Below are 20381 nucleotides of genomic sequence, written 5' to 3'. Positions count from 1 at the left end.
TTCCCGGGTCAGCTGCTCGCTGTCGGCATCCCTGCCGCGAGTCGTGTCGGCCGCACGCGGGTGATCGTGTTGTCCTCTGTCGGAGCGGGCGCGATCGGCTCGTTCGTCCTGGCGGGTTGCGTTATCTGGGTGCCAGGGCCGCCACCACGTCGGGGACGGGTGGCAGCGGTGCGTGCCGCTAGGAAGCCGCCGATGCGTAGCCGCAGACCGCGACCGGTCCAGCGAGCACTTCCGGCTGTGCGATGAGGAAGCGCAGGTAGGTGTCCACGTCGCGGCGGACTTGTTCGACGGTGTGGGCTTCGATCAGCGGCATGAGTCGGTCGACGATCGGGAGTCGCACGTCTTCGCCTATGTAGGAAGGCAATTCGATCACCGGTGCCGGGCCGTGCCGGTAGAAGAGGTTGGGAACCAGCACGTAGTAGTCGTGGCGCGCGAGTTCGTGGCCAGGTCACGCAGCAGGATGGCGACGGAGGTGGGGCCCGTGCGGGGCGCGAGATTCTCGATGGAGCGAGGGGTTCGCACCGGCCCTATCCGGCGCTCAGCAGCGCCGGATAGCCGATCCGTATGTGGCGCAGGGCCGTCCCTGGAGTCATCGCGATCAAGAACAGCCCTCGCGCGATGAGCGTTGGTGGCTCGGTTCCAGTGCCACAACGGTGTACGGCGTAGCCGGTTGCGGTGTGGTGTCGTAGCGGGCGTTCGGTAGGTACAGGTGTCCGCCGAACTCCGCGACTGTGGTCGGCACGTCGAGGCGCGGGTCGGTGACGTGCCGCTCGACCGTGCCCGTCGTACCCGTGCGGTCGAGGGTGATCACGGCGATCGTGTCGAGCCGGTTCTGCACGACGAGCAGTGTGTTGGCGTGTAAAAGCAAACCATCGCCGTGGGGCACCGTTTCGGTGCCGAGGTCCACCTTGCGGGTGTGTCCGGTCGCCGGGTCGACACGGAACAGGTGCCCGGTCACCGATTGCACGACGATCAGCCCGGTGCTGTCGGGTGTGCGGACGATGCCGTTGGCATTGAATGCCGCAGGCACGTAGGCGATGTCGCCGGTCAACGGCACACGGACCACCGCTTCGGGCAGTGGGAGCGTGCCGTCGGGACCGAACGGCAGGTGATAGAGGACCGGCGTGCGCGAATCCGTGAACCATGCGCCGGCGGGGGTGATCACCACGTCGTTGACGATGGTGTCCTCGGAGAGCGCCAGATGGTAGCTCGCCAGCATCCGGCCCGTCCGCGCGTCGAGCACGCGGGCGTCGCCGCTCGACCCGCCCGCGACGAACAGCCTGCCACGGTCGTCGAGCCGCAGCCCGAGCGACGGTGTTCCGGGGCCACGGCTCAGGATCTCCCCATGCCCGGTCACCAGGTCGGCACGATAGATCGAGCCGTCCGCGGCCGAACCGACGTACATCACCGGACGCGCACCGATGGTGATGCCCTCGGGCCGGAAGCCGGCGGGCAGGTCGATCGTGGTGGGAAACAGCGAGGGCCACGCCGCGGCACTCTGCGTGGGCGCGACGGCGGCGAGGCAGCAGAGTACGGTCGCGACGGCGGCCCGCTTCACTTCGGACCTCGCAGCCAGTTCTCGAAGGTCAGCAGTTGCGGGAAGCGCCGTCGCAGCGCGTGGATATCGGCCTCGTATCCGTGCTCGTCGAGCCAGCTGAACATGGCCGCCAGTTCCCCGGAGACACCGCGCAGCTCCTCGACCGGCTGCCGGGTGAATCGGGTCGGGATGCCGTCGAATTCGGTGAACATCCGCGCGATCTGCCGCGGGGTCAGCTGGTCGCCCGCGATGTCGAGTTGTTCGCCGATGAACTCGTCGGCGTTGCCGAAGACCTCGACCGCGATCGAGCCGATATCTGCCAACGCGATCATCTGCAGGGTCGTTTCGGAGCCCAGCGCCAGCGAGCCAACTCGCTCGCCGTCCACCACCTCCGGCATCAGGTGACGCCAGTTCTCCATGAAGAACACGGGGCGCAGCACCGTCGCCGGCACACCGAGGGCCTCGATGTGTGCCTCGATTTCGGCTTTGGTTTCGAAATGGGCCACGCCGGACTTGTGCCGGGCGGCGCCGACGGAGCTGTAGACCAGGTGCGCGGCCCCCACGGCGGCGGCGGCATCGGCAACGTTCTTCCCTTGCCGCACTTCGGTTTCCGGCTGCGGTGCGGTCAGATCGGCGGGCTGCACGCTGAACACCCCGTGGGCGCCGTGTGCCGCCGCACGCAACGATGCCGGGTCGTCGAGGTCGCCGGTGACCAGTTCCGCACCCAGCGCCGTCAGCTCCCTGGCTGCCGGGGTGTGCGGATCGCGGACGAGGGCCCGCACCCGCCAACCGCCGCCGAGCAGACCGCGGGCCACGGCACCGCCCTGGCCGCCGGTCGCGCCGGTGACCAGGACAGTCTTGGGAGCCAAGGTGGTTGTCATCGAGATGTTCCTTCCTGGATGGGTGTGGAAGCGGCTGTGCGGGCCGGTGCAGGCAGCTGTCCGGCGACGATGGCCGCGAGAGAGAGCGCAAATCCCACGACTTGGACCGGACCGAGTGTCTGGCCGAGCAGAACGGCGCCGAGCGCGGCGGCGACCAGCGGTGAGAGCAAGACCAGAACGGCGATGGAGGTGACCGGCAGCGTGCCGATGCCGCGAAACCACAGGACGTAGGCGATCAGCCCGCCGACGAGACCGAGCCAGAGGTAGCCGAGGGCGGCGGGCCCGTCTATCGCAGGCGGAGCGCCTTCGACAAGCGCGGTGAGCGGCAACAGGAACAGACCGCCCGCAGCGAGCTGCCAGCCGGCGAACGTGACCGGGTCGGCCGTAGCGGGCCGTCCCCATCGTTTGGTGAGCGTAAGACCCAGGGCCATCGAGGCGGCGCTTCCGAGACCCGCCGCCACACCGACGAGGTCGAGTGCGGCGTCCGGCCCGATGACAACCAAGCCGACTCCGGCCATCCCGGCCACACCCCAGCCGACCCGCCACCCGGAGGCCCGCTCTCGCAGAACCCCGACGGCCAAGGCCGCGACGATCAGTGGCTGGGCTGCGGCGAGCGTCGCCGCGACCCCACCGGGCAGGCGTTCGGCGGAGACGAACAACAGTGCGTTGAGCAGGCCGATGTTCAGCACACCGAGTATCGACGCCTTCCACCACCACTGCCCGTTCGGCAGGATCCGGGTCGCGGCCAGCACGATCAGCCCCGCGGGCAGTGCGCGCAGGAGCCCGGCGAAGAATGGGTGCCCCGGTGGCAGCAATTCGGTCGTGACGACGTAGGTCGTACCCCATACCGCGGGGGCGAACGCCGCGAGGGCGACACCGGACAGGTTATTCCTGGTCGCGCCGCCCCCTGCACCGGTGGAACGTGGTTGGGCTGCTGGATTTTTCACACTTCTGATCTGACCGCAGCACGATCAATGAGTCCAATGCTTGTTTGTCACCGCATCAATCGCAATCCAAGATTGATCCATGGAGCTCCAACAGATGCGGTACGTCCTCGCCGTCGCTGAGACGAACAGTTTTACCCGCGCCGCGCAACGCTGCCATGTCGTTCAATCCGCGCTCAGCCACCAGATCGCCCGCCTGGAGCGCGAACTCGGCGCGAAGCTGTTCGAACGCACGAGCCGCCGGGTTCGCCTCACCCCTGCGGGCACGGCGTTTCTACCTGCCGCCCGGCAGTGTCTCGAAGCGGCCGAACGGGCGGTCGGCGAGGTGGCGGCGGCAGTCGGCGAAATACGCGGACGACTTGCTGTGGGGTTGATTCCGACCGTCACCGCGGTGGATGTCCCGGGCGCGCTTGGGGTCTTCCGGCAGCGCTATCCGCACGTGCGCGTCAGTCTACGGGTTGGTGCCAGCGACGACCTCGCCGCACAGGTCGAACAAGGCACCCTCGACGTGGCGTTTCTCGGGTTGCCGACCAGCGCACGACCCGCCGGTGTGGCAGCACAGGAACTCGCTCGCGACCGGCTCGTCGCTGTGGTCGCACCGGATCATCCGCTGGTGGGGGAGCACATGGTGGATCTGCGCAGGCTTGCCGACGAAACGTTCGTCGACCTGCCTGCCGGGACGGCCGGGCGCAGCCAGACCGACGATGCTTTCACCGCCGCGGGCCTGGACCGCGACGTCGCCTTCGAGGTGACTACGGCCGATTACATCGCGCGGCTCGTCCGTCCAGGCCTGGCCGTCGCCATGCTCCCCGCCGCGTACGCGCCGGAACTCACCGGCGTCACCATCGTCGAGGTCGTCGATGCGCCGAGCCGTGTCGAGTACGCCATCTGGAACCACTTCGGCTGTACACCCGCCGCCACCGCCTTTCTCGAGATTCTCGACATCGGGCCACTTGTAGACGTCGGCTCCTATCGATCACGCTGATGCGCGATGTGACCGGTCCCGAGGGTGTCGAGCACCGCGTGTCGACAGCTCGGGCAGGTTGTCGCCCGGGCACAACGGGCGACTGAGCCGGTCGATCAGGCGAGGTTCTGGGAGTAGAACGAGGCGAGCTTGGCGAAGGGGATCAGTCCGGTGCGGTCGTAGAGGTCGACGTGGCCTGCCCCAGGGACGATCACCAGTTCCTTGCGTTCACCGGCGAGGCGGTAGGCCTCTTCGCTGAATTCGCGGGAGTGGGCGTTCTCGCCGGTGATGAACAGCATCGGGCGCGGGGAGATGGTCTCGATGTCGTTGAACGGGTAGAAGTTCATGAACTTGGTGTTGCTCGACAGGGTTGGGTGGGTGGTGGTGTCCGGTGTTGCGCCCTCGGGGGTCACGGCACCGCGCTGGGTGCGGTAGAAGTCGTAGAACTCGCGCTCGATGGGTGTGGATTCGGGGGTGAGTTCGTGGACGGTGCCGCCGGTGTATTCGACCGGTCCGCCCCGGAATTCGATATCACGCTGCGCGGCGGCGCGGGCGATGATCTGCTGACGCTGCTCGGCGGTGACAGAGTGGTCGAGTCCGTCGCGGTTGGCGGCGCCCATGTCGTACATGCTGACGGTGGCGACGGCTTTGATGCGGGGGTCGATCTTGGCGGCGGAGATGACGAAGCTGCCGGAGCCGCAGATGCCGAGGGCGCCGATGCGTTCGGGGTCGACGGTGTCCTGGGTGCGCAGGTAGTCCACACCCGCGTTGAAGGTTTCGGTGTAGATGTCGGGGGCCACCGCATTGCGCGGTTCGCCTGCGCTGCCGCCCCAGAACGCTGTGTCGAGGGCGAGGGTGACGAAGCCTTGTTCGGCCATCTTGGTGGCGTAGAGGTTGGCCGATTGTTCCTTGACCGCGCCCATCGGGTGGCCGACCACCATGGCGGCGGCGCGGGTATCGGGGGCGAGATTCTTGGGGACGAACAGGTTTCCGGTGACCTCCATCTGATACTGGTTCTTGAACTTCACGGGGGTCGAGGTGACCTGGTCGCTGGTGTAGAAATTGTCCGCGCCACGAGACAGGTCCCCGGAGGCCAGGCCCGCGATGGGGGTGACCGGCGCGACCGCGGTGGTGGTGTCGGTGCCGGAGCAGGCCGAGGCCGCCAGCACGGCGAGAGCGGCGATACCGGCTCCGGTGATGCGGGCCCAACGGTGCGGTGTAGGGGGCGTGGTGTGCATGGTGGTGCTCCTGGTGCGGTGTGTCGGAGAGGTCAGAGGGTGAGCAGCGTTTTGACGGCGCGGCGTTCGTCCATCGCCCGGTAGCCGTCGGGGGCTCGGTCGAGGGGCAGAGTGAGGTCGAAGACCTTGCCGGGGTCGATGCTGCGCTTCCAGATGCGGTCGATGAGGTCGGGCAGGAATCGGCGCACGGGGGCGGGGCCGCCGAGGAGGTGGACTTCGGCGAAGAAGAGCTGGTCGGCGGGCAGGGTGACGCCGTCGTGGGCGACGCCGACATAGCCGACGTGCCCGCCGGGGCAGGTGGAGTTGATGGCCTGCATCATCGATTCCTGCGTGCCGACGGCTTCGATGACACCGTGGGCGCCGAGCCCGTTCGTGAGGTCCTTGATCGCGGCGGCGCCTTCGTCACCGCGGGTTTCGACGATGTCGGTGGCGCCGAATTCCCGTGCGAGGGCTTGGCGTTCGGGATGGCGGGACATGGCGATGATGCGTTCGGCGCCGAGCTGTTTCGCGGCGAGCACACCCATCAACCCGACGGCACCGTCACCGACGACGGCGATCGTCTTGCCAGGTCCGGCGGCTGCGGCGTCGGCGGCGAACCAACCGGTGCCGAGCACGTCGGAAGCGGCCAGCAGCGACGGGATCAGCTCGGGTTCGGGCATCGTCGGCGTCGCGACGAGAGTGCCGTCGGCATAGGGGATCCGGGCGAATTCGGACTGGGTGCCGATCGCTGCGGCGACGAAAGAGCCGTGTACACAGCGGGATTGGAATCCGGAGCGGCAGATTTCGCAGGTGTTGTCGGAGATGCAGAACGAGCCGACGACGAAGTCTCCGACCTTCAAGGTGTGCACGTCGGCACCGATTTCTTCGACAACGCCGACGTATTCGTGGCCCATGAGGGTGTGCTCGGCCGGTTCGATGCCGCGGTACGGCCACAGGTCCGAGCCGCAGATGCAGGTGGCGGTGAGCCGGATGATCGCGTCGGTCGGTTCGACGATCTCGGGGTCTTCACGGTCGACGACGCGCACATCGCCGGGGGCGAACATGACTACTCCACGCATGGGGTGTCCTTTCGGTGTTCGGGTCAACGGGCGGTGTAGCCGCCGTCGACGGGAAGCGCGACGCCGACGACATAGGAAGAGCCGGGGCTGCACAGCCACAGCACGGCCGCGGCCATTTCCTCGGCGGTGCCGAGTCGGCCGATGGGTTCGTCGTCGGCGGCTCGGGCGGGGTCGAGGTCGCCGGAGTCGAACATGGCGGTGACCATGGGGGTTTCGATGGTGCCGGGGCAGATGGCGTTGATCCGGATGCCGCGTGGCGCGTATTCCAGTGCGGCGGAACGGGTCAGGCCGATAACGCCGTGTTTGGCGCCGTGGTAGGCGGCGCGGCCGGGTAGCCCGACCAGCCCACCGAGGGAGGAGCAGTTCACTATGGTTCCGGAGCCCTGTTCGCGCATGTGGGCGAGTTCGTGTTTCATGCACGCCCAGACTCCGCGCAGGTTGATGCCGGTGACCCGGTCGAACACCTCGCCGGGCTCGTCGGCGGCGTCGACGGTCGGGGACTGGATGCCCGCGTTGTTGTACGCGAAGTCCAGGCGGCCGAACTGCTCGACGGTCGCGGTCACGGCGGCGGCGACCTGATCTTCGTCGGCCACGTCGCAGTGCACCGCCAGCACCTGGCGTCCGGCGGCGCGCATCTCGGTGACCGCGCTCTCGAGGGCTTCGTCGTCGACGTCGGTGAGAGTGACCGCGGCACCTGCGCGGGCGAAGGCGGTCGCGGTGGCCAGTCCCATGCCCGAGGCGGCGCCGGTGACGAAGGCGACCTGTCCGGTGAAGTCGTAGGTGGGATTCACGATGCGGTGCTCCTTCTGGCGGTCAGGCGGCAGTTACGGTGAGGGTGAGTCCGGCGGATTCGGCGGTGATCGCCGTCAGACCGGACTCGATCTCGCCGATCATCACGATCCCGGGCGCGGGGACTCGGAAGCCGTCTTCGCGGTAGTAGACGGCCAGGTCGTGGCCGGGTGCCCAGTAACCGAGCTGGCCCGCGCGGTACTCGGCTCGGCCCTGGCCGTCGGCGAGTTCGCGGGGGAGCGTGGCTGCCTTCTCCCGGCCGCCGAGCTCGTGGACGGTCAGGGTGAGCGGTAGCAGGGACGCGAAGTCGCGGGCCGTGGCGTTGTCGTACAGGTGGCCGCCTGCTTCTCCCGCGGCGGTGCGGATCCGGATCCGCATGAACGTGTCCTCCTGCGCTGCCGGTGGGGTGAGTGCGGACGGGTTCGGGGTGGTTGACGGTGTGCTCGTGCAGGCGGTGATCACCGCGGTGGCCGCGATCAGACTTGCGACGAACAGCCGGGTCGATCGCATCGGACTCCTGTCGTCGAGGCGGTGCATGGTCAGCTCACACGGGCCGGGCCGCTGATCTGGTGCTGTTCCGGCCGGGTCGGCATGTCCGTGGGCTTCGTGTTCCATGCAACGTCGTCGATCGGGTTTGTGGGAGGTGCAGTTCAGGGGGGTGCCGGCAGCACCCCTCTCATCAACACCTGGCAAACACGCAGGCCAGGCGCCTAGCCTCGGACACATGGAGTCGAGCAAGCGCGCAGCGGAGATCGGCAGGTTCCTGGCTTCGCGCCGAGCCAAGATCACTCCCGACCAGGTGGGACTGCCCGTCTACGACGCCGGGAAACGGCGTGTTCCCGGCCTGCGCAGGCAGGAAGTCGCGACCCTGGCCGGGCTCTCGGTCGACTACTACACCCAGATCGAACGCGGGAAGGTCAACAGCGTCTCCGAGTCGGTGTTGGACGCGATCGCTCGAGCGCTCGAACTCGACGAGGCCGAGCGTTCACACCTGTTCGATCTGCACCGCAATGTTCTCACCAGCCCGCAGCGCACCCGCCAACGACGGACGACGAAAACGGTGCGGCCGGTGGTGCAGCGGCTGCTCGACGGATTCACCGGGCCCGCGTTCATCCGCAACGCCCGCCACGACCTCGTCGCCGCCAACCGGCTGGCCTACGCGTTCTACTCGCCCCTCTACCCCGACCCGCTGCACCCGGACCTGAGCAAGCAGGTCAACTTCGTCCGGTTCTGCTTCCTCGACCCCCGAGCCCGCGAGTTCTATCCGGACTGGGACCAGATGGCAGACGCCTCGGTCAACCTGCTCCGCACCGACGCCGGCCGCGACCCCTACGACCGCGGCATCTCCGACCTGGTCGGCGAACTATCCACTCGCAGTGACGAATTCCGGGTGCGCTGGGCCAAACACAATGTGCGCCTGCACTACACGGGCACCAAGAGCTTCCACCATCCTGTCGTCGGCGACATCACGATCGACTACGAAACGATGCCACTGCCCGCGGACCCCGGTCTGGTGCTGACGCTCTACACCGCCCGATCCGGCAGCCCCTCGGCGGACGCGATGACCCTGCTCGCCAACTGGGCGGACACCACCTTCGCCGAGCACACTTCCGATCAGCCGAGCCGCATCACCGACCGCTGACCGACCCACCATCGGCCAGGCTAGGAGAGCCGTTTCATGACGGACGTCGACTACAACTTCACCGGAAAAGTCGCCTTCGTGACCGGGGCCACCAGCGGAATCGGACGAGCGACTGCCCTGGCTTTCGCCCGGGCCGGAGCCCGCGTCGTCGTGGCCGATATCAACGCCGACGGCATCGAGGAAACCGCCCGCCGAATCGAACAGAACGGCGGCACAGCACTGCCCATCCGCTGTGACGTCACCGACGAAGACGACGTGCGCGCGGCCCTGGACCAGACGATCCAGACCTTCGGCCGCCTCGACGTCGCCTTCAACAACGCAGGCATCGAACAACCCGTCGCGCCGCTGGCCGACATCTCGGTCGACGACTGGGACCGCATCCTCGCCGTCGACCTGCGCGGAGTATTCCTGTGCATGAAGCACCAGATCCCGCTGATGAGCGAGCACGGCGGCAGCATCGTCAACACGTCCTCCGGAGCCGGGGTCAAAGGCTTCCGAGGCCAGTCCGCCTATGCCGCAGCCAAACACGGCATCATCGGCCTCACGAAATCCGCCGCCCTCGACTACGCCGCCACCGGGATCCGCATCAACGCCATCTGCCCCGGCATCATCGACACCGAAATGATGGACCGATTCTCCGGCGGCACACCCGAAGGACGACAGCAGGTCATCGACCAAGAACCCATCGGCCGCATGGGCACCCCCGACGAGATCGCGGGAACCGTCCTATGGCTGTGCTCCGACCCAGCCGCCTTCATCATCGGCCACGCCCTAGTCGTCGACGGCGGCCAAACGACGTGACCCGCACACGGCCATGGAGTTCTTGTCTTTATGCTGGATCGATATAAAGCGGAAGATGATTCCTGGCGGTCGTGCCGTCGAGCTCGCGAGTGGGCGGCAAACAGGCATCGGCGATTGTCGCGGTGTCCCAGTAGAAGGGTCGGATCTCGGTGATCCGCCCACCGGTTACGGTGATGGTCTGCAGGATAGGGAAATTCAGCTCTCGACCGCTCGCTCGGGACCGGGCGTGGACGTGCGTCAGGACGACGAGCGGATTGGAATCGGACAGGAACGTCTGTTCAGCCAGTTCGAATCGGTCCCAGGTCGCGCTCATCGCGAGGAAGAAGCGTTCAAGACCGTCGTGGCCGTGCCAGATTCCCCCGTAGGGCAGAGAGTCTGCCTGCCACAGCACGACGGCTGGCGCGAAGAACGGAGCAAGCGTGGCGAATGACGCTGCGCCGGGTCCGCCGGCGGCAAGATAGTCGGCCTCGGCCTGGTACATGCGCTCGAGGAGGAGCCTGGGGGAGTCTTCGGAAGGTGTGGTCACGACTATCACTATCGGTGCGTGGTCCGCGGCTTGCTGGCGATAATCGGACGGCGCCCCCAATCGTCCCGCGACACAGGCTCATTGGCATGTCCGGAAATGCGGTCGGCATGAGCGGAGGTGGGCAGGGGATCGCTCCCGTGTTTACGGAACCGATCCCCCGAAACGAAATACAGTTGCTCAGTCGCTTCGCGAGCTGGTTATCCGGCGTCTCTATCGGAGGGGCGGTGGGTCCACACCGCAAGTGCGGCGAGGGTCAGCAGTACACCGGCGAAGATCAGCATTGCGGGCAAGGAGACGGCGTCGACGACCAGTCCGCCGGCCAGCGCACCGAGCCCGATCGCCAGGTTGAACACCGCGACCCACAGCGCGGACGCGGCTTCGACCGCGGTGGGGGCTGCTTTGATCATCCATGTCTGCAGGCTCACCGACACTCCGCCGAAGACCAGCCCCCATGCGATCAACAACAACACCGCGCCGATCGGGACGCGACCGAGCAGCGGGTAGAGCAATAGCAGCACGGCCAGTCCTGCGGCGATTCCGAAGACGGTCCGGTGCACGGACTGCCCGATGAGCGCGCCCGCGAGGAAGTTTCCGGCCACGCCCGCTACGCCGAATCCCAGCAACAGGGGGCCGACGAACTCCGGACTGATCCCGGATAGCTCCCGCAGGACCGGTCCGACGAAGGTGTAGGCGGCGAAATGCCCGGTCACGAGCAGGAATGTGGCCAGAATGCCCGCTCGCGCACCGGGGTTGCGGAATTGCTCGGCCAGCTGGGCGAGTCCGACTGGTTGGGTGGCGACCAACGGCGGCAGCACCGCGACCAAGACAACCAAGACGACCAGGGCCAGCACACTCAGCGCCGCAAAGGCCAGACGCCAGCCCGCGAATCCGCCAAGTGCTGTCCCGAGGGGGACGCCGAGCACGTTCGCGGCGCCGACACCGCCGAAGATGATGGCTGTGGCTTTCGGCACTGCAGTCTCGGTCACCAGCCGCACCGCCAGCCCTGCGGCCACGGCCCAGAACCCGCCGATCGCGATGCCGACCAGCACTCTGGAGGCCAGCATGACCCCCAAGTTCGGCGCCACCGTCGAAATCGTGTTGGCCGCGGTCATGAGCCCCATCAGGGCGAGGAGCAATATCCGGCGGTCGAGCCGGCCGATGACCAGGGGGACCACCGGCGCAGCCAGCGCGGCCACGATACTGGCCCCGGTCACCATCAATCCGGCCGTGCCCTCGGAGATCCGCAATGTTCCCCCCACCGCGGACAGCAACCCGATCGGCAGTTGCTCGGCCGTCACAAGCAGAAACGTTCCGACTGCCACTGCGGCCACGGCCGGCCAGCGGTTTCTTTGCAGCACAGCGGGATTGGACGTGTGTTGTGTCGTGGTCAAAGCCGACTCCCCGATTTGGTAGCGATCGTTCCCATATCGGGCACCTTAATACGGGAGCGATCGCTACACAACTGTGATAGATTGGCTTCGTGCCACGCCCGCGCGAGTTCGACGAGCAGGAGGTGGTCGCCAAGGCGACCGCCGTGTTCCGGCGCCGCGGCTACCACGCCACCTCCGTGCGTGACTTGGGCGAGGAACTGGCCCTCAAGCCCAGTAGTCTCTACCGGACATTCACCGACAAGCACACCCTGTTCCTGCGCGCACTCGACCACTACCGCGCACACGACTCGGCCGAGGCCGAACGCCGCCTCGAACAGGCCGCTTCATGCCGAGAAGCGTTGCGGGACTGGATGATCTGGATGATCAGCGGCGCACCGGGGGCGGAGGACGCCGACGGGTGCTTCGTGGTCAACACCGCCACCGAACTCGGCACCACCGACACCGCTGTGCAGCAGCGCATCGAAGGCGCCTTCGAAGTTACTCGCGACTCGCTCCGCAATGTGCTCCGTCGCGGCCGCACTGCCGGGGAACTGCCCGCTGATCTCGACATCGACGCCGCAGTCGAATCCCTGTTCACCACCGTCCTGGGCCTGCGTGTCAGAGAACGTGCCGGCCACGACACAGCTCGACTGATCACCGCGATAGATTTCGCCATCGGCTCGCTCGGCCCCGGCCCGGAACGCCGGTAATCTCGGCTTCCTGTGCGGCGAACGCCGACCAGATAACCATTTGTGCGACAACGCCATCCCGTAGCGCAGTACGGCCGCAACCACGACGCTGATCAGGATTCCCGACGGCAGCGCGGCGATGGAGTGTGCCGAAGGCAGCCCGGTCCGTAGTTGTAAGTCGTTGCAGAGCTTTCGATGTATCGTGACGGGACTATTCACTGCGGGGCTTGTTCGGAGTGCTGTGACGACGCGGTGACACCTGGAGTAGCGAACGGTGCCGTGCCGGAACAGTTCGGGTCTCTTGGTCGGATTCCCTGCTTCAACCCTGCAGGGGCGAGGCGGTGAGAGGAACCATGACGTCGTGGAGTGGGCTGCCATTTGTTCGTGGAACGTCGCCGCCGTATGTCGCCGCGATTCTCACCACGGCCTTGTCGGACGACCCTGTGGATTTGGCTGGGTACGAGGAGGCGGCGGCACGAATGGCTGACCTCGCTGTGCGGATCGATGGGTATCTGGGGATGGAGTTCGCGCGAGACGAGCACTGTGGAATCACCGTGTCGTACTGGCGCGATCTCGATGCCCTGCGCAACTGGCGGGAGGACATCGAGCACGTGGCCGCTCAACGCGACGGCCGCGAACGGTTTTACCTGGGTTACAGGGCGCGGATATGCCATGTTGAACGCGAGTACGAGTGGGCTCGCCCTCCGGATCTTGTGCCGACGACGACTGACAGCGCCAACGAATAGCCGGGTGTGGACTGTGCGTTCGGGGTCGGCTTCACGGTCAGCAGTGATCGAGTGTCGCATCCAAGAACTCGCGGGCGAGACGATTGAATTCCTCGGGCTGGTCGTAGGTGACGATGTGCCCGGCGTCCGGGATGGTGACCAGGCGACCGTTCGGTGTTGCGGCAGCCGCTGCCGACATCTCGGTCGCGCCGACGAGCCGGTCGTTGCCACCTCGGACCCACAGCGTGGGTGTAATCATGCCCGGGAGGGCCGGTAAAAGGTTGAGGCGCATGGCGAATGGGCCGTACGCGCGGGTCATCCAGTCGTCGAGGACCGGTTCGTCGTGTTCGGCTTTCGCTACGGCTTCGGCGGTTGCCAGCTCGACGATCGTGTCGAAATCGGGGGTCTTCGCGCCCGCGGTGAGGGTGCTGATCATCGACTTGCGGATCGAAGCGGGATGTCGCGCCAGGTAGCGGCTGGTGAGCCGCAGGACGCCGGGAGTGCGGATGAGTAACCAGGTGAGGAATTGTGCTGTGCGTTCGGCGCCGATCCCGCCGGGGCCGATGGCGATCAGGGCGGTGACTCGTTCAGGATGGTCCAAGGCATATCCGGTCGCGACGCCCGCGCCGAGTGAGATACCGATGATCGCCACTCGGGGCAGGTCGAGGGTGTCGAGCAGCTCGTGGAGGAACCGCCGGTAGAAAGTGTCGTCGAGGACTCCTTGCCAGGGGCGGCTGTTGCCGTGGCGGGGGAGATCTATGGCGTAGACGCGGTGGTCGACGGCGAGGTCGGGCACGATCCGGCGCCATACACCCCGGGCGGTGTCCAGCATGCCGCCGTGTAGCAGGAGCAGCGGCGGGCCGGAATCGCCTGCGCGATAGAGCCGCACCGGGCCACCGGCAACGGTCACGTCGGTGTAGGTGTCGAAAATGTCGGTCATGGCGGCTCCTGCGGATCGAGTTGGGTTTCCAGCCGTCCGAGCAATTCGAGCTGCGCTGCACGCGCTGCTTCGGGATCGGTGGGGAGACCGGTCGCGAGACCGCGCCCGACGAGATCAGCGAACAGACCCACTGCGGCAGAGAGCATTTCCGCGCTGGTGGCGCCGAGCGTTCCCGGCGCATGGACCAGACCGACGGTGAACACGCTGAGTACCTGGGTGATGGTGTCGGCGGGGATCGTCGCGTCGATGACGCCGAAGTCTTGGAGGCGAGCGATATAGTCGCCGAGCCAGTCCTGGCGCTGCAGATAGCGGTCGTCTGTGACGGTGTGCACGTAGTCGCCGAGCACGTTCTGATCACCGGTGTACAGCGCGCACATCACCGGGTCCGCGAGGAGAGCCTCGACCCCGAACCGGTAGACCGCCGGCAGATCGACGAGGTCCGAGGTCTCGACGACCCGGGTATGCACCTGGGCGCTCAACTGCCGCATCCGGTCGTGCAGGACCGCGGCGAGGATCGCGGGCTTGTCCGGGAACTCCAGGTAAACGGCACCTTTGCCGATACCCGCCCGAGCGGCGATCGCCGACACCGTCGTTGCGGGCCATCCCTTGTCCAGCAGCAGTTGCTGTGCTGCGGCAAGGATGCGCCGCCGGCGGTCGGGAAGTAGAGGTCGGGGCATGTGCGCTCCTAGGTAGTGACCCAATCCTGTCAGACGGTCACTACGCGGGGCAAGACTTCGGGCGGTTGAAGAATGGTTGCCCTCCTGGACGTCCGGATGGGTCCGCGCCTGCGTCCAGCTGTCAAGCGGGAAGCGGTGAGGGACGACCGCGTTGGCGGTGACCCTAATGACCGTAGGTGATTGCCTAATGATGATAGGATGTTAGCCATGGACAGAGTGCCCCTGAATCGATCGGTGGTGACAGAGCGCGCCGCGCAACTCGCCGACGCGTCCGGTTTCGATTCGTTGAGCCTCGCGGCCGTGGCCCGATCGTTCGGCGTGCGAACGCCCAGCCTGTACTCGCATGTCGAAGACCTCGCCGACCTCCGGGACGGCATTACCGCCCTGGCGCTCGGCGAACTCGCGGCGAACATCGGCGACGCCATAGCCGGTCGGTCGAAGAAGGATGCGCTGGTGGGTTTCACGACGGCGCACCGTGAGTACTCGACCGAACATCCAGGCCGATGGGCGTCCTTGCAGCGACGGGCAGGACAGGCCGCCGTCGATTCGGGCGCCGCACGCCGCATCGTGCAGGTGACCGACGCCGTCCTGCTCGGTTACGACATCCCCGTCCCCGATCGGGTTCACGCCACCCGCATCATGGCTAGCGCGTTGAGCGGATTTCTGAACCTCGAACGCAGCGGGAACTTCGCCCACAGCATGCCACCGGCGGAGCAGTCGTGGCCGGAACTGATCGACGCCCTCGACTTCCTCCTCGCCCATTGGCACAACCGCGGCACTGCCCGCGAGAGAGCAACTCCATGATCACCACCCAGCTCACCGATGAATTGATCCGCGGCGCAGTAGAACTGGAATCGTCCGAGCGCGGCGTACGTCCCCACAGACTTCCCCGACCGATCCGAGAGCGGTTCGCCGATCCACAGCTCACCCTCGTGGAAGCGCAGCCTTCCGGGGTCCGAGTCGCCGTGCGTACCACGAGCGTCGACATCGGTATGCAAGTGCACGCCACCCGCGTCAGCTACCGCGGCGCGACTCGCGCCCGCGGTGCCATCGACGTGGTGGTCGATGACGTCTTCCACCATTCCCACGTCCTCACCGGCGGGGACACCATCGAGATGGACCCGCACACCGGCACTCGAACGTTCGTGCCGGGAGCTCCTGAACTCGTGACCATCAACGCTCTCGGGCCCGGCGAGAAAACGGTCGAGATCTGGCTCCCGCACAACGAACAGATCGATCTGATCGCACTGCGGTCCGACGCCCCACTGCAGCCCGCACCGCCGAGCGGTCCGCTGTGGTTACACCACGGCAGCTCGATCAGTCAGGGCTCCAACGCCACGAGCCCCACTCGCATCTGGCCTGTCGTCGCGGCGCTGCGCGGTGGCGCGCAGCTGCGCAACCTGGGCTTCGGTGGCAGCGCGCTCGTGGATCCGTTCATGGCGCGCCACATGCGTGACACTCCAGCGGACGTGATCAGTGTCAAGCTGGGAATCAATGTGGTGAACCACGACTCCATGCGGCTGCGCAGCTTCGTTCCCGCCGTTCACGGCTTCCTGGACACCATCCGTGACGGCCACCCCGTCACGCCGCTGCTGCTGATCTCGCCCATCCAGTGCCCGATCCACGAGGACACCCCCGGCCCCGGTGCGATCGATCCGACCACGCTGGGCACCGACTCCGTGCAGTTCATCGCGACCGGAAAGAAGGGTGATACCACCTTGGGCCGCTTGACCCTTGGGGTCGTTCGGGACGCCTTGGCGGAGATCATCGACAGCAGGTCCGAGGACCCGAACCTGCACTACCTCGACGGTCGCACTCTCTACGGCCGGCGCGACGCACAGCGCCATCCACTTCCCGACGGCCTGCACCCGGACACCGACACACACGCCCTCATAGGACAACGGTTCGCGGACAACGTATTCGGGCCAGGAGGGGTGTTCAGAAAGGCTCGGCACCCAGCGGCCGCCACCCACTAGCTCCTGTGGCGGGGTCGATGGTGCCCGACGTCTCACGCAGAGCGTCACCCTTCAGATGCTGAACCCAAAACGCTCGACCAACCGATACCCACGGGTTTTCGGCGATTGCTCAGCAGGGACAGAGGCTGCGTCGGGATACAACCTGTGTGCCGAAACTGATGCGAGGTAACACAATTGGTGTCCTGCTGCGCACGAAGTGGGTGGGAGCTGCCTAGGCTCGGTAGTGGGCAAGGTCGCCTTCGGCCGTTTGTGAGATGGGGTCTGTGGACCCGGGCTTCGATATCGCACAGCTCGTCTGTCGAACCCGGGAAGACCCTGAAATCGTGTCCGAAACTGAACATTCGCCGGTGCCGGGTAGTACCGAAGCGCACCGCGACGTCCCGCAGCTCCCCTCTCTCGACCCCTTCATGCGCTGTCCCGCTGATATCGCCGCCTACGCACCGGGCTCGTTGATTCGGAGCAGGCGAGTCGAACTGTCACTGTTCGGATCGGTCCGGCAGCAGGTCCAAGCCTGGCAGTTGGCCTACCGCAGCAACGACCTTTTCGGGCGGGCGGAGATCGCGATAACCACCGTCGTGCTCCCGGCTGGGGCTGTCGCGGACCCCGACCGTCCGCTGTTGTTGTTCCAGTCCGCAATCGACTCGGTGACCGAGCGTTGTGCGCCGTCCTACGTGTTGCGCCACCATACGCGGGCGCCGGGTTCGATCACCCGGCTCGAATGGCCGCTGATCGCGAATGCGCTCCGGCGTGGCTGGGCGGTCGGTATCGCTGATCACGGCGGTATGAAGGGAAGTTTCGGCGCGCCGCGGGAACCGGGCTATCGCAGCTTGGACGGGGCAAGGGCCGCGCTGTCGTTCATGCCGCTCGGCCTGCATCCGCGGACGTCGATCGCGTTGTGGGGGTACTCCGGTGGTGGCATGGCCACTGCGTGGGCCGCCGAGATGGCTCCGAGTTACGCGCCCGAGTTGAACCTGGTGGGTGCGGTGCTCGGCGCACCGGTCGGCGATCCCGGTGAAGTGTTTCTTCGCCTGCACGGCAGTCGATTCTCCGGCTTTCCGCTGATGGTGGTGGCGGCACTGCGTCGGCTGTATCCGGACCTCGACGCTGCCCTCGACGCCGATATTCTGCCCGAGGGACAGGCGTTGCTGGCAGCCGTCGAGAAACTTCCGCCGATTGTCGCGCTGCTGCGGATGTCGGGGCAGAGTTTCGACGAGCACCTACGGCGTCCGCTCGACGAGATTCTCGCCGAGCCGAAGATCCGAGCGGTGCTCGACGATCTGCGGTTGGGTTTGTCCGCCCCTGCCTGTCCGCTGCTGGTGATGCAGCCGGTCGATGATCAGGTGATCCATTGCGGCAGTGTCGACGAGCAGGTCGAACGGTACCGGGCTGCGGGCACCCACGTCACCTACGTACGCGACCGCATGAGTGACCACTTCACGTTGCTTCCGCTGTCGACCCCGATGAGTTTGGGCTGGTTGTCGGACCGTATCGCTGCCAATCCGTTGGCGCCACCGAGCACACGAACCGTGCTGTCATCGAGCATCTCAGCGCCGAGTCTGCGCGGACTGATCGGGGTGGTCGGTACCGCGCTGGCGGTCGCAACCGGGCGGCCGCTGATCGGTGCGCCGATCGCTTCGCGCGGACCTCACCCGGTAGAGAAAGCGGCCTAGGCTTCTGCCGACAATCGCAGCGCCCTCGCCAGCGTGGCGGGTCGATGAGATCGGTGCCGAAGGCTTCGGCGGTCGCTGCGTGGTCAGGGGTGGGTGGCGCTGCCTATACGGTCATGACCCGCAACAGCTAGCCTGATTCCCGATGAGACGCGCGACAGCCTTGATCTGGATCGTCGCGGCGGCGCTGATGGCCGCCTGTCAAACATCCGACGAGACCGCCCCACCCGAGCCGCCGCAGACCGTTCTGGCGTGCCAGGGCAAATTCGTGACCGGCCCACAGACGATCGCCGGATTCGACCTGTCGAAGTTCATGCAGCGCACCCGCCTCCCACCGGATGTCCGTATAGCGGCAGGAAGATCGGCGTTGTCGGCCGAGCGACCGGGCTCGGTCGACTTGTACCTCGAGCTCTGCCTGCCCGGCACGGCGACAATGAACGACCTCCTCCCGGTCGCCACCGACCTGGCTCACGACCTCAAAGCCGACGAACTCGGCTCCCGCACAGCCACCTTGACCATCACCTGCGTCTGCGCCCACCTCCCGAGACGGACCGAAGTACGCGACGAGGACTTCCTGGACCATCCATGGAACGGCACCCCGTCCCGCGAGGCCGAGTACCGGACCTGGACCAGGTCCGACAGATGAACCGCCTCGCGGAGCTGGTCATGACTGCCTCCCTGGCGTGTGTGACGGAGCAGCTGGTCATGCTGGGCGACTGAGGTTGAGGGGGCGTCCGGTGAGAGCTTCGCACGACGACGCGCGGTCAGCGACGGGATCGGCCGTTCACGGGATGGTGGGGTTCGGAGGCGCCTGCGCGTGACTATCCGCAGGGCACAATCCGATTTTCGTTGGTTAACCGCGTGAACGAGTCGACCGCAAGTTTGTATATTCGGACATGGCTGTTCTATCCCGGTGATATACCGATGGAGTAACCTACAAAGGTTCCCGTTAAAGTTTATGAATTCATATCAAAATATTTCAGGTCGGACTCGTGCTGTGAAAACTCGAGCACATGCCTCCGAGTTCCATTGATATATAAGTGTGTTCTGGCTGAGAAATTAGCCTGTGAGTGGCTTCTGGTCGAACGAGCTGCGCATACCCAGCCTCGTAGTGCGAATTATTTCTGTAAGCGTGACATTACTCGTGGGTCATGATCTGATGTGACCGGTCCCGCTCATGGGACGCATCACAATCGCACTATCGAGGATGGCAGTATGAGTTCCAGAATCTATCGGCCGCTGGCGGCGGCGGCGATCGCAATGTCGGCGACCGCGATCGGCGCCGGCGTGGCGTCGGCGGAGGCTCCGACGGCTGCTCCGGTGTCCGGCTCGGTGGAAGTGTGCTTGCCCATCCACTTGGGTCCGCTCGAGGTCGGCTTCTGCCTGTGATTTGTTCGCTGAACTCGTGATTCGGTGGCGAAGCGTGGGATCGCGCGGGTCCCTCGCTCTGACCACCGGCACGAAACAGTGTTCGGAGGGGCCCGGGGTCGATCGTCGTCGCCGGGCCCGTCCTTCGTGGTTGTGGGAGAGGGGCGGCGGTCATCCGGCCGAGGGTGTGTAGGGACCGGTAAATGGAGTATGGGCACAATGATCGAAACAATTGCCGACGCAACCACGTTTCGCCAGATCGTGCAACGCCGAGACCCGCTATTTGCGGTGCTGTTTCACGGCGGTCGCGACCCGAATTCGCACAAGATCAGACAGGTATTCGAGCAATTCGCCGGAACCCACGGGCGGTCGATTTCTTGCGCGACAATGGAGTACGACGACTGGTCGAGGGTGGTCGAGGACTATCGGATCACCGCCCTGCCTACCATTCTGATATTCACCGACGGTGAGCTGAGGGACCGGATCGTGGGCACCCGAACGCATCGGGAGCTGGTTACCTACTTCGCCGAGTACATGTCTGTCGCGTTCGGTCATCGGTCGTGACCGGGTCACGCCTGGATGACACCGG

23 protein-coding genes are annotated in these 20381 nt (G+C 66.2%); 11 read left to right on the top strand and 12 right to left on the bottom strand.

Annotated elements, in window-relative coordinates; translation table 11 throughout:
• Positions 1-178: 178 nt before the first annotated feature.
• From NCO8_RS32160 to NCO8_RS11700, 4 genes are all read right to left on the bottom strand, one after another.
• Positions 179-415: a dienelactone hydrolase family protein gene (locus tag NCO8_RS32160; RefSeq protein WP_210739959.1), complete on the bottom strand. Its 237-nt coding sequence runs from the start codon at positions 413-415 to the stop codon at positions 179-181.
• Between the two features lie 183 nt (positions 416-598).
• Complete coding sequence (locus tag NCO8_RS11710; protein WP_157104886.1) at positions 599-1558, bottom strand: SMP-30/gluconolactonase/LRE family protein; 960 nt, start codon at positions 1556-1558, stop codon at positions 599-601.
• A complete protein-coding gene (locus tag NCO8_RS11705) occupies positions 1555-2418 on the bottom strand; it encodes an NmrA/HSCARG family protein (protein ID WP_067638890.1) in 864 nt (287 codons plus the stop codon). Before NCO8_RS11705 ends, NCO8_RS11710 begins: the two co-directional genes overlap by 4 nt.
• Positions 2415-3365: an EamA family transporter gene (locus tag NCO8_RS11700; RefSeq protein WP_312032642.1), complete on the bottom strand. Its 951-nt coding sequence runs from the start codon at positions 3363-3365 to the stop codon at positions 2415-2417. The genes NCO8_RS11705 and NCO8_RS11700 overlap by 4 nt, the downstream gene beginning before the upstream one ends.
• Before the next feature lie 79 nt (positions 3366-3444).
• On the opposite strand from NCO8_RS11700, the gene NCO8_RS11695 reads away from it, so the two are divergent.
• A complete protein-coding gene (locus NCO8_RS11695) occupies positions 3445-4347 on the top strand; it encodes a LysR substrate-binding domain-containing protein (protein ID WP_067638889.1) in 903 nt (300 codons plus the stop codon).
• 95 nt (positions 4348-4442) lie between these two features.
• Here the strand turns inward: NCO8_RS11695 and NCO8_RS11690 are convergent, their stop codons facing one another.
• Genes NCO8_RS11690 through NCO8_RS11675 form a run of 4 tightly spaced genes read right to left on the bottom strand, consistent with a single transcriptional unit; the run spans position 4443 to position 7921 of the window.
• Positions 4443-5564 (bottom strand): alpha/beta hydrolase, encoded by a 1122-nt coding sequence (locus NCO8_RS11690; RefSeq protein WP_084456941.1) that lies wholly within the window; start codon positions 5562-5564, stop codon positions 4443-4445.
• A 32-nt stretch (positions 5565-5596) separates the two neighbouring features.
• Positions 5597-6622 (bottom strand): zinc-dependent alcohol dehydrogenase family protein, encoded by a 1026-nt coding sequence (locus tag NCO8_RS11685; protein WP_067638886.1) that lies wholly within the window; start codon positions 6620-6622, stop codon positions 5597-5599.
• A gap of 23 nt (positions 6623-6645) precedes the next feature.
• The gene (locus NCO8_RS11680; RefSeq protein ID WP_067638884.1) at positions 6646-7413 is read right to left on the bottom strand and encodes an SDR family NAD(P)-dependent oxidoreductase; all 768 of its coding nucleotides are present in this window, start codon (positions 7411-7413) and stop codon (positions 6646-6648) included.
• 22 nt (positions 7414-7435) lie between these two features.
• Positions 7436-7921 (bottom strand): cyclophilin-like fold protein, encoded by a 486-nt coding sequence (locus tag NCO8_RS11675; protein WP_067640023.1) that lies wholly within the window; start codon positions 7919-7921, stop codon positions 7436-7438.
• Between the two features lie 214 nt (positions 7922-8135).
• On the opposite strand from NCO8_RS11675, the gene NCO8_RS11670 reads away from it, so the two are divergent.
• The gene (locus tag NCO8_RS11670; protein ID WP_067638880.1) at positions 8136-9053 is read left to right on the top strand and encodes a helix-turn-helix transcriptional regulator; all 918 of its coding nucleotides are present in this window, start codon (positions 8136-8138) and stop codon (positions 9051-9053) included.
• A gap of 36 nt (positions 9054-9089) precedes the next feature.
• Positions 9090-9854 carry an SDR family oxidoreductase gene (locus NCO8_RS11665; protein WP_067638878.1) on the top strand — a complete coding sequence of 255 codons (765 nt, stop codon included), beginning with the start codon at positions 9090-9092 and terminating at the stop codon, positions 9852-9854.
• Positions 9855-9882: 28 nt separating this feature from the next.
• Here the strand turns inward: NCO8_RS11665 and NCO8_RS11660 are convergent, their stop codons facing one another.
• The gene (locus NCO8_RS11660) at positions 9883-10380 is read right to left on the bottom strand and encodes a nuclear transport factor 2 family protein (protein WP_245655320.1); all 498 of its coding nucleotides are present in this window, start codon (positions 10378-10380) and stop codon (positions 9883-9885) included.
• A 197-nt stretch (positions 10381-10577) separates the two neighbouring features.
• Positions 10578-11702, bottom strand: a complete 1125-nt coding sequence (locus NCO8_RS11655) for an MFS transporter (protein ID WP_281201972.1) — start codon at positions 11700-11702, stop codon at positions 10578-10580.
• Positions 11703-11860: 158 nt separating this feature from the next.
• On the opposite strand from NCO8_RS11655, the gene NCO8_RS11650 reads away from it, so the two are divergent.
• Together NCO8_RS11650 and NCO8_RS11645 are read left to right on the top strand one after the other, a co-directional pair.
• Complete coding sequence (locus NCO8_RS11650) at positions 11861-12460, top strand: TetR/AcrR family transcriptional regulator (protein WP_067638872.1); 600 nt, start codon at positions 11861-11863, stop codon at positions 12458-12460.
• Between the two features lie 332 nt (positions 12461-12792).
• Positions 12793-13185, top strand: coding sequence for an antibiotic biosynthesis monooxygenase family protein (locus NCO8_RS11645; RefSeq protein WP_067640020.1), 393 nt, complete (start codon positions 12793-12795; stop codon positions 13183-13185).
• A 37-nt stretch (positions 13186-13222) separates the two neighbouring features.
• Here the strand turns inward: NCO8_RS11645 and NCO8_RS11640 are convergent, their stop codons facing one another.
• Both NCO8_RS11640 and NCO8_RS11635 read right to left on the bottom strand, forming a co-directional pair.
• Complete coding sequence (locus tag NCO8_RS11640) at positions 13223-14104, bottom strand: alpha/beta fold hydrolase (RefSeq protein WP_067638870.1); 882 nt, start codon at positions 14102-14104, stop codon at positions 13223-13225.
• Positions 14101-14781 carry a TetR/AcrR family transcriptional regulator gene (locus tag NCO8_RS11635; RefSeq protein WP_067638869.1) on the bottom strand — a complete coding sequence of 227 codons (681 nt, stop codon included), beginning with the start codon at positions 14779-14781 and terminating at the stop codon, positions 14101-14103. Before NCO8_RS11635 ends, NCO8_RS11640 begins: the two co-directional genes overlap by 4 nt.
• A gap of 207 nt (positions 14782-14988) precedes the next feature.
• Between NCO8_RS11635 and NCO8_RS11630 the strand changes: the two genes are divergently transcribed.
• From NCO8_RS11630 to NCO8_RS11610, 6 genes are all read left to right on the top strand, one after another.
• Positions 14989-15585 carry a TetR/AcrR family transcriptional regulator gene (locus NCO8_RS11630; protein WP_157104885.1) on the top strand — a complete coding sequence of 199 codons (597 nt, stop codon included), beginning with the start codon at positions 14989-14991 and terminating at the stop codon, positions 15583-15585.
• On the top strand, positions 15582-16757 hold the full coding sequence (locus NCO8_RS11625) for a GDSL-type esterase/lipase family protein (protein WP_067638864.1): 1176 nt from the start codon (positions 15582-15584) through the stop codon (positions 16755-16757). The genes NCO8_RS11630 and NCO8_RS11625 overlap by 4 nt, the downstream gene beginning before the upstream one ends.
• A gap of 323 nt (positions 16758-17080) precedes the next feature.
• Complete coding sequence (locus tag NCO8_RS11620) at positions 17081-18427, top strand: lipase family protein (RefSeq protein WP_245655319.1); 1347 nt, start codon at positions 17081-17083, stop codon at positions 18425-18427.
• A gap of 142 nt (positions 18428-18569) precedes the next feature.
• Positions 18570-19070, top strand: a complete 501-nt coding sequence (locus tag NCO8_RS11615; protein ID WP_157104884.1) for a hypothetical protein — start codon at positions 18570-18572, stop codon at positions 19068-19070.
• A gap of 569 nt (positions 19071-19639) precedes the next feature.
• Complete coding sequence (locus NCO8_RS31830; protein WP_167353273.1) at positions 19640-19813, top strand: hypothetical protein; 174 nt, start codon at positions 19640-19642, stop codon at positions 19811-19813.
• A gap of 198 nt (positions 19814-20011) precedes the next feature.
• On the top strand, positions 20012-20356 hold the full coding sequence (locus tag NCO8_RS11610; protein WP_067638860.1) for a thioredoxin family protein: 345 nt from the start codon (positions 20012-20014) through the stop codon (positions 20354-20356).
• Positions 20357-20381: the final 25 nt, after the last annotated feature.

This window comes from Nocardia coubleae NBRC 108252, assembly GCF_001612805.1.
Classification (GTDB): domain Bacteria; phylum Actinomycetota; class Actinomycetes; order Mycobacteriales; family Mycobacteriaceae; genus Nocardia; species Nocardia coubleae.
The sequence above is the reverse complement of the archived record's forward strand: the minus strand, read 5'-3'. Positions and strand labels throughout refer to the sequence as shown.